11 protein-coding genes are annotated in these 14337 nt (G+C 39.6%); 6 read left to right on the forward strand and 5 right to left on the reverse strand.

Features of this window, described 5'->3' with window-relative positions; translation table 11 throughout:
- Positions 1 to 52 precede the first annotated feature (52 nt).
- On the forward strand, positions 53 to 1057 hold the full coding sequence (locus tag CRO56_RS10950) for an ABC transporter permease (RefSeq protein WP_097158669.1): 1005 nt from the start codon (positions 53 to 55) through the stop codon (positions 1055 to 1057).
- Between the two features lie 41 nt (positions 1058 to 1098).
- Positions 1099 to 2001, forward strand: a complete 903-nt coding sequence (gene nikC, locus CRO56_RS10955) for a nickel transporter permease (RefSeq protein ID WP_097158670.1) — start codon at positions 1099 to 1101, stop codon at positions 1999 to 2001.
- Positions 2002 to 2139: 138 nt separating this feature from the next.
- Here nikC and CRO56_RS10960 read toward each other — a convergent pair whose 3' ends face one another.
- Positions 2140 to 3396 (reverse strand): ATP-binding protein, encoded by a 1257-nt coding sequence (locus CRO56_RS10960; RefSeq protein ID WP_179714253.1) that lies wholly within the window; start codon positions 3394 to 3396, stop codon positions 2140 to 2142.
- A gap of 165 nt (positions 3397 to 3561) precedes the next feature.
- A complete protein-coding gene (hemG, locus tag CRO56_RS10965) occupies positions 3562 to 4947 on the reverse strand; it encodes a protoporphyrinogen oxidase (protein WP_097158672.1) in 1386 nt (461 codons plus the stop codon).
- A 506-nt stretch (positions 4948 to 5453) separates the two neighbouring features.
- On the opposite strand from hemG, the gene CRO56_RS10970 reads away from it, so the two are divergent.
- From CRO56_RS10970 to CRO56_RS10980, 3 genes are all read left to right on the forward strand, one after another.
- On the forward strand, positions 5454 to 6653 hold the full coding sequence (locus tag CRO56_RS10970; RefSeq protein ID WP_097158673.1) for an MFS transporter: 1200 nt from the start codon (positions 5454 to 5456) through the stop codon (positions 6651 to 6653).
- A gap of 144 nt (positions 6654 to 6797) precedes the next feature.
- Positions 6798 to 7109, forward strand: a complete 312-nt coding sequence (locus tag CRO56_RS10975) for a winged helix-turn-helix transcriptional regulator (protein WP_097158674.1) — start codon at positions 6798 to 6800, stop codon at positions 7107 to 7109.
- A gap of 51 nt (positions 7110 to 7160) precedes the next feature.
- Positions 7161 to 8078 carry a DsbA family protein gene (locus CRO56_RS10980; RefSeq protein ID WP_097158675.1) on the forward strand — a complete coding sequence of 306 codons (918 nt, stop codon included), beginning with the start codon at positions 7161 to 7163 and terminating at the stop codon, positions 8076 to 8078.
- A gap of 96 nt (positions 8079 to 8174) precedes the next feature.
- On the opposite strand, the gene nagE is transcribed toward CRO56_RS10980, so the two are convergent.
- The 3 genes from nagE to CRO56_RS10995 all read right to left on the reverse strand — a co-directional run bounded on the left by nagE (position 8175) and on the right by CRO56_RS10995 (position 13208).
- The gene (gene nagE, locus CRO56_RS10985; RefSeq protein ID WP_097158676.1) at positions 8175 to 9632 is read right to left on the reverse strand and encodes an N-acetylglucosamine-specific PTS transporter subunit IIBC; all 1458 of its coding nucleotides are present in this window, start codon (positions 9630 to 9632) and stop codon (positions 8175 to 8177) included.
- A gap of 246 nt (positions 9633 to 9878) precedes the next feature.
- Complete coding sequence (locus CRO56_RS10990; RefSeq protein ID WP_179714254.1) at positions 9879 to 10799, reverse strand: FkbM family methyltransferase; 921 nt, start codon at positions 10797 to 10799, stop codon at positions 9879 to 9881.
- Positions 10800 to 11705: 906 nt separating this feature from the next.
- The gene (locus CRO56_RS10995; RefSeq protein ID WP_097158678.1) at positions 11706 to 13208 is read right to left on the reverse strand and encodes a DHA2 family efflux MFS transporter permease subunit; all 1503 of its coding nucleotides are present in this window, start codon (positions 13206 to 13208) and stop codon (positions 11706 to 11708) included.
- A 193-nt stretch (positions 13209 to 13401) separates the two neighbouring features.
- Between CRO56_RS10995 and CRO56_RS11000 the strand changes: the two genes are divergently transcribed.
- On the forward strand, positions 13402 to 14274 hold the full coding sequence (locus CRO56_RS11000; RefSeq protein ID WP_097158679.1) for a TetR/AcrR family transcriptional regulator: 873 nt from the start codon (positions 13402 to 13404) through the stop codon (positions 14272 to 14274).
- Positions 14275 to 14337 lie beyond the last annotated feature (63 nt).

A 14337-nucleotide genomic window follows, 5' to 3' on the forward strand; every position in this document is an offset into this window, starting at 1 on the left:
TTTAGGGGAGCTAGCTACTCCCCTTTCATTTTGACAAAAGGGGTGAACAAAAATGCTGGGATACATGATTCGTCGTTTACTTATGCTGATTCCTGTTTTAATCGGTATGTCTCTGATTGTGTTCTTCATGCTTCGCCTCATTCCCGGTAACCCTGCTGATGCCATTTTAGGTGAAAAAGCATCTCCTGAAGCTAAAGAAGCCCTTATTGAGCAACTTGGTTTAGATCAGCCTTGGTACACACAATACTTTGAATACGTCGGTAACCTGCTGCAAGGTGATTTAGGAGAATCATTAAGAACAAGAGCGCCTATTTCAGAAGAACTTTGGCCATTTTTGGCGGCAACCTTTGAACTCGCCCTTGTTGCTATGATTATCGCAGTTGTAATTGGCGTAAACGCAGGTATTATTAGTGCCTGGTTCCAAAATTCATGGTTTGACTATACCGCAATGGTCCTTGCTTTAATCGGAGTATCGATGCCGATCTTCTGGCTCGGTTTAATGGAACAATGGATATTTGCCCTTGAATTAAACTGGCTGCCATCGTTAGGTCGAGAGAATATCCGGGATCCAATTGAACCGATTACCCATCTGCTGCTGCTAGATACGCTGCTTCAAGGAGATTTCGAACAGTTTGGCGTTGTCATTAAACATTTGATTTTACCTAGTATTGCATTAGCTACCATTCCAATGGCGATTATTGCGAGAATGACAAGATCCAGCATGTTAGAAGTGATGCGTTCAGATTATATCCGAACTGCTCGGGCAAAAGGTCAAAAAATGTTCTGGGTAGTGTATAAGCATTCATTAAAAAATGCTTTTATCCCGGTTTTAACTACGATTGGGTTACAAATGGGGCTGTTACTCGGCGGAGCGATTCTTACAGAAACGATTTTCAGCTGGCCTGGTATTGGAAGGTACATCTTTGAAGCCATTGAGTTCCGGGATTACCCGGTTGTGCAATCAGGAGTATTAGTGATCGCAACGATTTTCGTCTTAATCAACCTGATCGTCGATCTCTTATACGCCGCCTTTGACCCAAGAATTAAATATCAATAAAGAAATAAAAAGTTCAAGAATGAAAAGAGGTGGGAACGCATATGGCTGAATTGGCTCCAAATCAAAACTCAAACGCCTCCTTACCACAAGCAGAAGAAAAAGTTGTATCTCCTTGGAAAGAAGGATGGAAGGAATTTAGAAAAAACAAATTAGCCCTCGTCGGAACGGGTATTGTTTTATTTTTCATATTAATTGCGGTCTTTGCTGATTTCATCGCACCACACAGCTATAAAGAATCCATCCTTTCTGATACGCTTCAGCCGCCATCCGCAGAGCATTGGTTTGGAACGGATGATTTAGGAAGAGATATCTTTTCAAGAATTGTTTATGGTGCACGCATATCGTTATGGGTCGGATTTTTTGCCGTATTAGCATCTGCAGCTGTCGGTTCGCTTTTAGGAATTCTTGCAGGCTATTACGGACGCTGGGTGGACATGCTTATATCGCGAATGTTTGATATTTTGCTAGCCTTCCCTAGTATTTTATTAGCCATTGCGATTGTCGCGATCTTAGGTCCTTCCCTGCAAAATGCCCTGATTGCGATTGCAATCATCAACGTCCCAACATTTGGGCGATTGGTTCGTTCAAAAGTAATCAGTATTAAAGAAGAAGAGTATGTCATGGCTGCTAAAGCAGTCGGAATGAAGGATTCCCGAATTCTTCTCCATCATGTGTTACCGAACAGCTTAACACCTATTATAGTACAAGGTACCCTCGGTATTGCCACAGCGATCCTTGAAGCAGCAGCATTAGGATTCCTTGGTCTCGGTGCTCAGGCACCAGATCCCGAGTGGGGCAGAATGCTAAGTGATGCAAGAAGCTATATCCAACAAGCACCATGGACTTTAGTCTTCCCAGGTGTGGCGATTATGCTAACCGTATTAGGATTTAACCTAATGGGTGACGGCCTTCGCGATGCATTGGATCCGCGGATGAAAAGTTAATAAGAAAAGCGGAAGTCCCTCGAACAGGACCGAAAAGCGCTGGAGCTAGACAATTATCTAAATGCAGATTTATACATTCATATTTATTAAAAAGAGACGCGTCCGGACGCGTCTCTTTTTAAATTCAAATATTTATCCCTATACGAGCGGGAATGTAAAGGTATATTCGGTTCCCTTGTTTAGTTCGCTTTTAATTTCTATTTTACCATTCATTTTTTTAATAATGGCAAAGGTAACCATTGTGCCAAGTCCAGTCCCCTTTTCTTTTGTCGAATAATAAGGTGTCCCCAGCTTGTTTATTTGTTCCTGAGTCATTCCTACACCCGTATCACGTATTCGCAAAGCAACCGTTTTACTTAATTTGTGAACTTCCAGTGATAATGTGCCGCCCTCGTCCATTGCTTCAATTGCATTTTTGCCAACATTAATCAAGGCCTGTCGGAACTTATTTCTATCGCCGATAATGTAGGTTTCATGATCTTTGCAGAAGTCGGTCTCGACATTAATATTATTATAGTTTGCGTAGGTCACGAGTACATTCATTAAATGTTTGACTTCCTCATTCACATTAATTTTTTTCGTAATACCCTCTTCTGTTTTTGCCAGTGAAAGATAGTCTGAAATAATCAGGTCTGCCCGGTTTAATTCTTCGAGACAAATGTCCATATAATACTCTTTCTTTTCCTTCTCAATATGGTCTAAGCCCAGTAATTGGATAAAGCCCTTTACAGCAGTTAAAGGATTCCGTATTTCATGTGCAACCGATGCAGCCATTTCGCTCACCATTTTAATTTTTTCACTTTTATAAATCTCATCCTGCATGTAGTAATACTGGATCAGAACTTCAATTAAATAGACGACCACTCCAATGATAAGAGCCTGGACAACATATGTCTGCAAGGTTTCTATGACATTGTTTAGAACAGCATTGACGTTTCCCAATATCAAAAGATAAATATTAATCGTAAGTAATTTCATGACTGAACACAGGATGACAGCCATTAAAATTTTATGCCTTATTTTTAGAGGATTATATTTTTTTAGGGTACAAAGAACAATAATTAAAGCCGGCATAAGGGACACAATGTAGACCGCCATGTTTGGGTTTCCCAGAATCCAACGGTAAATAACCAGGAACCCAAATAAAATGGCAGAGACAATTGGTCCTCCATAAAGGGAACCAAGAATCACTGGGACCGAACGAAAATCATAGATTACTCCTTGGATATTGATGGGCACTGACATCACCATAATTAAAATGACAGAAAAAAGAATCGCCAATAAGGAACGGTATACAATAATATTATTTTTACATTTATATATATAGGGATAAAAAACTAAAGGAGAGAAAATAAAGAAGACAATTAATAAAATATCCTTTAAGTATGTGACCATAAAAATGTGCCCCCAGCTGTAGTCTTTTTGCACCATTGTTTATCCATTTAATTCGTTATTTTTTTCCTATATCCTGCTAGATTGCCGACAATAAAAATGGATACCCGTACTTAGGAAAACCCAAGCCCAGATATCCCAGCCTTAAGAGTGGTCTCTTTCTTAATTTTAGAGCATGTTTATGATTTTCTCAGCTGTTTCTTTACCGTTCTCAATACAATCTGGAATCCCAACACCATAGTAGGAACAGCCTGCAAGCAAGACTCCAGGGCAGATCTCAGCAAGCTTTCGTTCTATTGCTCTCACAGTGTTAGGATGTGTGATCATGTAAGTTGGCATATTGTCAGACCAACTGGTTACGACACTTGTTACCGGTTCAGCATTTATGCCAAGACTTTTCTGAATATCTGCCAGTGCAACCTGAAGCAGTTCGGTTTTATTCATATCTTTAATAACCTCAAAAGAGGGATGACTGCTTTTATAAAAAAGCCTTACCAGCAAATTTCCCTTGCTTGTGGTGTGATCCCATTTTCGACTCGTCCATGTACAAGCATTACAAGATAATTCGTCCGAGTTAGGCGCAATAAACCCGGTTCCTGCCAATGGAAGCTGCTGATCTGGTATATCAAATCCGATATATACACTTATGAGTGAGCTGGTTTGTAACTGTGCAAATTCAGTTTTGAGATCCGCCTGATTTAATAGGGATTTAGCAGCATTATGGGGAATACTTAGAACCACGTAATCGGTCTCGATTGTTTCCCCGTCGGAAAAGGTAACCTGATAGCGGTTATTGGCTTTTACAATTTGACTCGCCTGTTTATTTTTTAAAATGTCAACATCCTCTAAGCGGTCTTCTATCGCTTGAATCAGCGTTGAAAGACCGTTTTTAAAGGATAGAAATTTTTTCTCATTTTTGCTTAAATATCTATCTTTATTGGCTTCAAGGCCCTTGATGATACTGCCGTACTGCTCTTTATATTCGAAAACATAGGGCAGCGTTGAAGCAATCGTTAAATCACTGAGTTTCCCGGAATAGACGCCTGAAAGGACAGGGGCAATTTGCTTTTCAACAAATTCTTTTCCGAGGAAGTATACGAGAAAATCACCAATCGAATCATGAACGGTGAAAGATTCATTTTTGGTATAAAAATCTTTAAGTGCCTCTACTTTTCCTTCTGCAGATACGAGAGTCGTTTTGGCTAAAGACTCAATACTTGTGGGAATACCGAATACCGCATCAGCCGGGATTGGCTTCAGCTCTCCATCTGTATAAAGATAGGACCTGCCGGTTGCATTATAGACCACCTCTTCTTCGATTCCTAATTCTTCGATAAAGGGCATGACATTCTCTTTCCGGGCAACAATCGAGTCTGCCCCTTCCTCCATGATAAATCCGGTTTTTTTGGCTGTTCGGATTTTTCCGCCTAACTTGTCCGAGGCTTCTGCCAAAATCAATTTTACATCGGATCGATTTGCTTTTTTCCACTTATGTAATTCGTAAATGGCGGATAATCCAGTAATTCCGCCACCGATAATTAAAATTGTTTTCAATGAGTACACCCTCTATTTTTACTCTTGAGTAAAATACCCAAATGAGCTATTCTCCTCGACTGCATATCGAAGCTTTCTATATTGCTTATTTAACCTCTCAACTATATAATCGACATTTTTTGACAAATTTCGGGTAATTGGTCCCGCCCTCTATTTTCCCACCGATTTGTATTTTTGTGCAACACAAAAATGTAATTATCTGTGACAAAATGACAATCAATATTAACACAAAAGCAACGATAACATATTTACAGAGAAACAACCATAATGCAGAAATCCTAATTTTTTCCAAATGCAGTTTTAGGTCTAATCCCCTATTCATTACTAATTAGTATTTCCATATTGTGTGAATTAGTTTCTATAAAGCAAGAAAAGCTATAATCCTATAAGACATTATCAAACTCTATAATTCTTGGAATATTTTTTACTTGTATTTTATCGAGACACGGGCTATAGTTGTTAATGTAAACTCAGGTGTCAAGACACCTTATTAAGGGGGAATACAAATGGCGGATAAACCTATTTCTCAAAAAAAATTGCTTGGGATTGCGGGAACCGGATGGATGTTCGACGCGATGGACGTCGGAATGCTTTCCTTTATCATAACTGCATTGGCAGCAGAATGGACATTAACACCGGATGAAATGGGTTGGATTGGGAGTGTTAACTCAATCGGGATGGCGGTTGGGGCCCTTCTGTTTGGGCTTTGGGCAGACCGGATCGGCCGTAAAAATGTTTTTATCATCACGTTAGTATTGTTTTCACTTGCAAGTGGAATCTCCGCACTTACTACTTCATTAGGAGCCTTTTTAATTTTAAGATTTTTCATTGGTGCTGGACTTGGAGGAGAACTGCCGGTTGCCTCTACTCTAGTTTCGGAAAGTGTCCCTGCAAAAGACCGCGGCCGGGTTGTTGTATTGCTTGAAAGTTTTTGGGCCTTTGGCTGGCTGTTATCTGCTATCATTTCATACTTTATTATTCCGGAATACGGCTGGCGAATTGCACTAGTAATTAGTGCACTGCCTGCATTATATGCCATATACTTACGGATTAAATTACCGGATTCCCCTGCTTTTTCTCCAGAAAAAGTAGAAAAGCGCTCTATAATGGAAAACTTACGGGAAGTTTGGTCAAAAGAACATGCCAGATCCACACTGGTATTATGGATCCTTTGGTTTACTGTCGTTTTCTCTTACTATGGTATTTTTCTATGGCTGCCAAGTGTCATGGTGATGAAAGGATTCAGCATTGTAAAAAGCTTTGAATATGTATTGATTATGACATTGGCGCAATTGCCTGGTTATTATAGTGCGGCATGGCTGATTGAAAAAATGGGAAGAAAGTTCGTTCTTGTTACCTATTTGCTGGGTACTGCGGCTTCCGCACTTGTATTTGGGAACGCTGAAACGATTGGCGTGCTATTGGGTTCAGGAATCCTATTGTCATTCTTTAACCTTGGTGCATGGGGTGCTCTGTATGCCTATAGTCCTGAACAATATCCAACGGTTATCCGCGGAACAGGTACCGGAATGGCTGCAGCAGTTGGCCGTGTTGGCGGCATTCTTGGACCGCTTCTAGTGGGAACGATGGTATCTGCGGGCTACTCAATCGGTGTGATCTTTACGATATTCTGTATTAGCATCATTATTGGTGTATTATCCGTTGCGTTCTTGGGCAGAGAAACACGGCAGGTGGAAATTGTTTGATAAAAAGAATAATATGTTATTAAAGTCCTCTTTGGTAAAGAATTTATTTTACCAAGAGGATTTCTTTTCTTCCGTTAGTATAATCTTTATACTTGATATACTTTTTATATCAGATGTATAATAAGCCTAAAGGACGGTGATTTCATGAATATTTGTCCATACTTAGAATTCTCGATGCAAATATTAGGCAAGAAGTGGAACGGGTTAATTCTTCATTATTTGTCTCTTTGTCCAAACCGGGAGGCACATTTTTCAGAAATAAAAAGAGATTTAACAGACATAACTCCAAGAGCACTTTCATTAAAACTCTCTGAATTAATCAAGCATGGATTAATTGAAAAAAATGTCCAATCCGCTTCTCAGGTAAATATTTCGTATCAATTAACGGAAAAAGGTCAAACCTTAACCGCAGCACTTGCCCCGCTTCAGGCATGGGCCAAGCAATTTAAGGATTAATATCAGAAGGGTTTACAATAAACATAACTTTAAAAGAAAAGAGGAAATACAATGACAAAACTGCAAATGGTCTGTGATTTAGAAACGGGTATTTGTGGCCTACCAGGAGAAAACCCGTTTGAAACAATTGATCTAACCTCCCCAAAAAAATCGATTACTCTCTATTATGTAACGGATCCAATTTGCTCACACTGTTGGGCGCTGGAGCCAGTTCTGCATAAATTTGAAGAACAATATGGCCAATATATTAACATACAGACGTTAATGGGGGGATTACTAGAAAGCTGGGATGGATTTGCTGATCTAAACAACGGCATTGGCTCCCCATCCGATGTAGCAGCACACTGGAGAGAAGTCGGAGAACATTCACGAATGCCTATTGATGGAACATTATGGCTAGACAATCCGGTTCATTCATCTTATCCGCCATCGCGGGTATTCAAAGTCATTCAACAAAAAGATGAAAAGCTAGCCAATACCTTTTTGCGGAAAGCCCGTGAAGCGGTGTTTGTTTTTAACCAAAACATTGCCGAAGACAGCGTTTTAATTGAACTTGTTAATCAGCTTCAGCTTGATGGAAAAGCAATTGTAGAGGAAGCGAGAAAATCTCAAGGCCAAAGGCTTCTCATGGAAGACTTTGCGCTTGCAAGAAGTTTAGGTGTCAGAGGATTTCCAACCATTATCATGGTGAATGAAGAAAATAAAGGCATAAAAATCGTGGGTTCCCGTCCATTTGAAAACTATGTCAAAGGACTGATACAGGCTTTAGGCTCTGAAGTTGAACCTCAAGCTAAACAGGTTCCTTCATTAACCAAACTTCTTGAAAAAAATGGCCGGCTTTTTGCAAAAGAGATTGAGGTTATGTATGATGTGCAGCCAAATGATCTAGAAGGTTTTATTCTAAAAGAACTCGCCGGACAAGAGTACAAGCAAAACAAAATCTTAGGCGAGCTTTATATAGAAAAATAAAATGGAAAAGGTGCCAATTCCTCATCGCAAGAGGGGGTGGCACCTTTTTATTGTTGTGAAACAAAAAACCAGGGCGTGCCTTTCACGCCTTGAGTTTTATTTGCGCAGCTTTTCAATTTCGTCCGCTACGAATTGTACTTGTGTTCCTACAACAACTTGAATGTTGTTTTTACCTACGATATTAATACCGTGGACACCCGCGTTTTTAATTTTTTGCTGATTAACAGCATCCAAATCTTTTACTTCGACTCTTAGGCGGGTTACACAGTTTGTTAGGGATGTTACATTTTCGTCTCCGCCTAATGCTTCATATATAGTAGCAGCCATTGAAGCAAATTTGTTGCCTCCAGCTTGAGAGGCTACTGAATCTCCTGCTGTCTCTTCTTCTGAATCCTCTTCTCTTCCTGGTGTCATTAAATTGAATTTTTTAATTAAGAATCGGAAGATAAAGTAATAGATAACAGCAAAGACAAGTCCTTGTACGATTAGCATATAAGGCTGATTAGCCAGCGGCAATCTCGAACTTAGGAAGAAGTCAATAAATCCTCCACTAAAAGTGAACCCTGCAGTCCATCCAAAAGAAGCAGCTATAAATAAGGAAAGACCCGTTAGAACTGCATGTGTTACATAGAGTAATGGAGCAACGAACATAAAGGCAAATTCAATTGGTTCTGTTACACCTGTAAAGAAAGCAGCAAAACCTGCAGCTAACATTAAAGACGCTACCATTTTTTTCTTCTTTGACTTGGCTGTATGGTACATGGCAAGCGCTGCAGCAGGCAGACCAAACATCATAACTGGAAAGAAACCAGCCTGATACATACCGGTTACCCCTTTTTCACCTGTACCGGACCAGAAGTTACCGATATCATTAATGCCTGCTACGTCAAACCAGAACACAGCGTTTAACGCATGGTGCAGGCCGATCGGAATCAATAGTCTGTTAAAGAATCCATAGATTCCTGCCCCAATTGCACTAAGTCCACTAATCATTTCACCAAACGAAACTAAGCCAGAATAAACGACAGGCCAGACAAAGAATAAAATAAGAGAAGTAATTAACATAGCAACAGTCGTCATAATCGGTGCCAATCGTTTTCCGCTGAAGAAGGCTAATGCAGCCGGCAATTGAACTTGACTAAAGCGATTATACATGGTTGCAGCAATAGCCCCGGATAAAATACCAATAAATGCGTTACCAAAATTAATTTTTGCAAAAGCAGGGTTTACTTCGGCTGCATCCACACCTTGAAGCATGGCAACTGAACCAGGCGATAATAAAGTATAAACGACAAGAAAACCGACTAAGCCGCTTAAAGCAGAGGCCCCATCTCGGTCCTTCGCCATCCCTATAGCGACCCCAACAGCAAACAGGATTCCTAAATTATCTAGAATAGAAGCTCCTGCTTTAATTAAGAACGCTGCTACCGGGCTTCCTGCACCCCAGCCAGAAGGGTCAACCCAGTAACCAATCCCCATTAAAATGGCTGCTGCAGGCAGAACGGCAACCGGCAGCATTAAGGATCGGCCAATCCTCTGTAAATAACTCATCATACCAATCTTCCTCCTCTTCCATTTGAATTGAAAGAATTACACTCCCTATTCAATACGGGTGTATCCCCTTTCATTTTACTCCTAGCATTACTATAAATCTATGTCCTCCCCGTAAAAAAAGAAGTAGGAAAGCCATGAAAATATTAACGCAACTACTTGTCTTAATGCAAACTATTCTTATGAAACAAAGAAAATTCGGGGCGTGCCTGTCACACCCCGAACTTCTCTGTTTAGCGCGCTGAATTCTTACACGCCCAAAAATTCAATTATCCCCTCATCCGATGCAAGGATCATATCTGTATGAATATAGTCAGAGTTAAATAGTTCTTTTAAATTCTCATATTGCAGACCATTCGCTTTTACTAACCTGTCATCTGCTCTATAGATGTAAAGGGTGAAATACTTATTTAAAAATGCTAAAAACTCATTGATGGGGATTCCGGATTTTTTGATATATTCACTATTAAATTCGATAAAACCAAGCACGGCCGAGCTGGAATCAAAAATGCCGGTCATGCCTTTTAGCACAAAAGCTTCATAGCCTTCGACATCCACTTTAAATAAAACCGTTTTATTGATTGCATTTCCCTGAACTAGAGAATCTATTGTTATTGAATGAACAGCTATAGGTTCAATCATCTGGTGAGACGGCATGTAAGAAGCCGACGATGTGCCGGACCAGTGTTGATCGACAAAAAAGAGCTTTTCTTCATCATCTTTATCTGCAGCAAAGGTATTAAATAAAAAGATCTGTGATTTATTCGGATGAACTTCCTTCGATTGCTCGATATACTTAAATAATTGCTTATTCGCTTCTACACCGTAGATCTTTGTGTGGCTTGGATAAACAGTTGAGAAAATGCATTCCCCGTAATTTACGCCTACATCTATGATTATATCTGGATTAATGGCTTGTACAGCCTGTCTCCAAAAACGGGTCATTCGTTTTTGCGTCATCCCATTACTGATTAACAAAGCCCTCCCCCGGTTTTCCTCTGAATTAACAAAGAGAACCGTAGAAGAAGACAATACAATTTTATTCGGAAGCTTGTCAATCTTTAATGTTTTGTACTTTAGCAATATCCCTGCATCAATCAGAAACTTCCATAGTTTCGGGTAGTTCTCCCACATTTTTAAAAGAAAAGGTTTACGAACAGATGCTTTCATGTCTGCCTCCTGCATGTTTACAAATAGTAAGTATCTTCTATTATCATTTCTTACTACTATATGAATTTCCTCTACAAAGTAAGATGAATTAACATAGAATTTACAATGGGAGGGGTTTGTTATGTAAATGCTTCTTAGAAAAATACGGCTCGTGTGTCCTAAAGAGGTAGCACAATAGCAATTTATATGGAAATAACAGATCGTATGTCCTCTTTTACGGTTGCCTGTTTTTTATCGGACATTGGTTCCGTTATCTGTGACAAAACGGGGAATTTTCAAAGTTATAGGACATTGGTTCCGTTAATCCGGTGAATGAACGCAATTTTTTAATGATTTTTGTAAGATAACGGATCGTATGTCCTATTCAGTCATTAAAACAGGGGTTTTTTAAGAAATAACGGATCATATGTCCTCTACTCCAGCGGAGTCCATGGATCGCCTATTTTATCAATATCGGACTAAGCAAAATACAATAAAAATACTGCAGTCACATGGACTGCAGCTAAAGCAAAATTCTTATACTTTCCGATCTTTTTAAAAAGCTCTGTTGCTATCAGTAGCAATTTGTTTCCGTCATAGAGACGGATTGGGACAGGTTTGGTGATTTCAAAACCCATCGTGTCTGGATTAGGGATGTTCGGACAGGTTACCTGATTTCAAAGCCCATCTTGTCTGAACCAGGGGCGGATTCGGACAGGTTCGATGAATCCAAACCAGATCGTGTCCCAATCAATTCGGATTCGGGGCAAGTTTGATGAAATTAAGGCAATTTCGTGTCTGATTCAGTCAGGGACACTTTAGTAAAAACTCAATTATACAAAAAACAACAATCTTTACGAAAACAGCCTTTTAAAAAGAAGAAGAGAATTCAGCATCTGAATTCTTTTCTTCTTTTTCTATAAAAACTCAATCCCCAATTGCTTTAGCCAGTTTTTTACTTGGCTGTTTTTTTTCGATAGGTTCATCTGCCGGTTTTGCCCTTTTAATAAAGAACGCAAGGATTAATGCGATCCCTGTTAGAAAAGTAGCGACTAGGAACGTGTCATCAATGCCTCCCAGCATGGCCTCCATCATAATTTGCTGCTGGACGTCTGCAGTTGGCTGCCCTGCGACATCTCTCATCAGCTCATCCGCGTAAGCCTTCTCACGAATCGACATAATCGTAATCAAGAAAGCTGTCCCAATTGCTGCGGAAACTTGGTTTAATGTATTGTTCATGGCTGTACCATGGGGATAATAGGATCTTGGCAGCTGATTTAAACCGTTTGTTGAAACAGGCATCATTACCATCGACATCCCCAGCATCCGCACAGCGTGCAGAACCACTAAGTTAAGATAAGTGGTTTCAAATGATAATTGACTAAATAAATAAGTGGTAACTGCAGTAATAGCCAGCCCGATAATCGATAGAATCCGGCCTCCAAATTTATCAAACAATCTCCCCGTGACGGGTGACATTGCTGCATTCAGAAGTGCCCCTGGGAGCAGCATTAAACCTGTTTCCATTGGTGAAATTCCGCGGATCGTTTGTGCATAGATAGGCAGCAGCATAAAGCCCGAAAACAACGCCATATTTAAGATCATAGTAATAGCGGAAGCTAAGCTAAACATCGGGTATTTAAAAACATTAAAATTCAACATTGGTTTTTCCAGTCTTGATTGACGCCGGATAAAGAAAACCAGAGCAATAGCGCCAAGGATAATCGTTCCGTAAACGAAAGGACTTCCCCACCCCTCGTTTCCTGCTGAGCTAAATCCGTACAGCAAGCTGCCAAATCCTATTGTCGATAAGATTACGGAAATCGCATCTAGATGAATCTCTACCTTCTCTTTTTTATCCTTTAATAAGAAATAGCCAAAAATTAAAATTAAGGCTGCAATAGGTGTAATGAAATGGAATAGCATTCTCCAATCATAATGTTCAATAATCCAGCCTGATAAAGTTGGTCCAATCGCTGGCGCGAACATCAAGATCAGGCCAAAAACCCCCATCGCCGTTCCTCGTTTTTCAACCGGGAAACTGACGAGCATCACATTCATTAAGAGCGGCATCATAATAGCCGAGCCAGAAGCCTGGACCATACGAGCTGCTAATAAAACTCCAAAAACATCAGCCATACCGGCAATGATGGTACCGGCAGTAAAGAGACTCATGGCGACTAAAAACAGTCTGCGAACTGAGTATTTCTGAATTAAAAAGGCCGTGGTTGGAATTAATATCCCGTTTATTAGCATATAGCCGGTTGTGGACCATTGAACAGTTGCCGTATCTACATGCAAATCTACCATGATTGACGGTAACGCGACATTTAGTAAGGTATTATTTAAAAACGAGATAAAAGCCCCTATCATTAAGATGGCGAGGATCCCATATGGCGGACGGTTTGTATTAGCCAAAGTTTGGTCCATAGTTCTTCCTCCTCTTCTAATCACTCAGTTCAATGTAATATGTACTTCTTTTAAGCACAAACTATATAATATACCAGGAGTCCAAAATGTGCAATTAAAAAATTCCGTATTATATCAACGTTTGTAATCATTCAGATTATAATGTATTATACAATTTGTACAGCTAGTATAAGTTATATGTAAAGGTGATTAGATGAATGACCGAAAACAGCTTGTCATAGCTAAAGCGCATCAATTATTTATCGAGAAAGGATTTCAGGCGACATCCATTCAAGATATTTTAGATTACAGCGGAATTTCCAAGGGTACATTTTATAATTATTTCTCATCTAAAAATGAATTATTAATCGCTATTTTTCATTCTGTATACAAAAAGATGGAAAAAGAAAGAAATGAATTATTGATTGGTCAAGATCGAGCAAATATTGAGATCTTTATTAAACAAATTGTCCTTCAACTGAGATCTAATCGAACCAATAAATTAATTAACCTGTTTGAAGAGGTTATATTTATACCGGACGAGGAACTAAAAGAATTTATCAAACGCGGGCACTTAAAGATGCTGCAATGGTTATATGAGCGCTTTATTGATATTTTTGGCGAGAATAAAAAACCGTATCTATTTGATTGTGCCATCATGTTTAAAGGGTTGTTAAACGAAAATCTTAAACATCACACCTTTGCACAAAGATCACTTGAGAGTATCACTCAAGTGGTCCGTTATAGTGTAGAGCGTCTGATAAACATGGTAAACGAAGTATCAGAAAAGGGAGAGCAGCTATTTCCTCCCGAACTATTAGAACAATGGTTTCCTGAAGGTGCAGCTCACCATCACAAATCGCAGTACGAGATCACCCAAACTATCGCATTATTAAAAGACGAGCTAGTGAACCACGAAGACCAAACCAAATACAAAGCCTTGCTTGACTTCATCCAAAACGAAACACTATACGCGAAGGAACCGCGCCACTTTCTAGTCGAAAGCGCGTTCCTTTCATTAAAAACCGCCAAGCCTCAGTCAAAGGCGTGGACTGAAAATCTGCAAAAGCTGGAAGAACTAGTTTAAATAATCACTCTTCACCATCGAATTTCTTCTGTGTGTAATTTTTTGTAAACAAGAAAAACCGGG

Source organism: Bacillus oleivorans, from assembly GCF_900207585.1.
Taxonomy (GTDB): domain Bacteria; phylum Bacillota; class Bacilli; order Bacillales; family JC228; genus Bacillus_BF; species Bacillus_BF oleivorans.

Coding starts and splice junctions, on each gene's coding strand:
- CRO56_RS10975 (WP_097158674.1), top strand. CDS start 6,798: ATGAATATTTGTCCATACTTAGAATTCTCGATGCAAATATTAGGCAAG.
- CRO56_RS10960 (WP_179714253.1), bottom strand. CDS start 3,396: ATGGTCACATACTTAAAGGATATTTTATTAATTGTCTTCTTTATTTTC.
- nagE (WP_097158676.1), bottom strand. CDS start 9,632: ATGATGAGTTATTTACAGAGGATTGGCCGATCCTTAATGCTGCCGGTT.
- CRO56_RS10970 (WP_097158673.1), top strand. CDS start 5,454: ATGGCGGATAAACCTATTTCTCAAAAAAAATTGCTTGGGATTGCGGGA.
- CRO56_RS10990 (WP_179714254.1), bottom strand. CDS start 10,799: ATGAAAGCATCTGTTCGTAAACCTTTTCTTTTAAAAATGTGGGAGAAC.
- CRO56_RS10995 (WP_097158678.1), bottom strand. CDS start 13,208: ATGGACCAAACTTTGGCTAATACAAACCGTCCGCCATATGGGATCCTC.
- CRO56_RS11000 (WP_097158679.1), top strand. CDS start 13,402: ATGAATGACCGAAAACAGCTTGTCATAGCTAAAGCGCATCAATTATTT.
- CRO56_RS10950 (WP_097158669.1), top strand. CDS start 53: ATGCTGGGATACATGATTCGTCGTTTACTTATGCTGATTCCTGTTTTA.
- nikC (WP_097158670.1), top strand. CDS start 1,099: ATGGCTGAATTGGCTCCAAATCAAAACTCAAACGCCTCCTTACCACAA.
- CRO56_RS10980 (WP_097158675.1), top strand. CDS start 7,161: ATGACAAAACTGCAAATGGTCTGTGATTTAGAAACGGGTATTTGTGGC.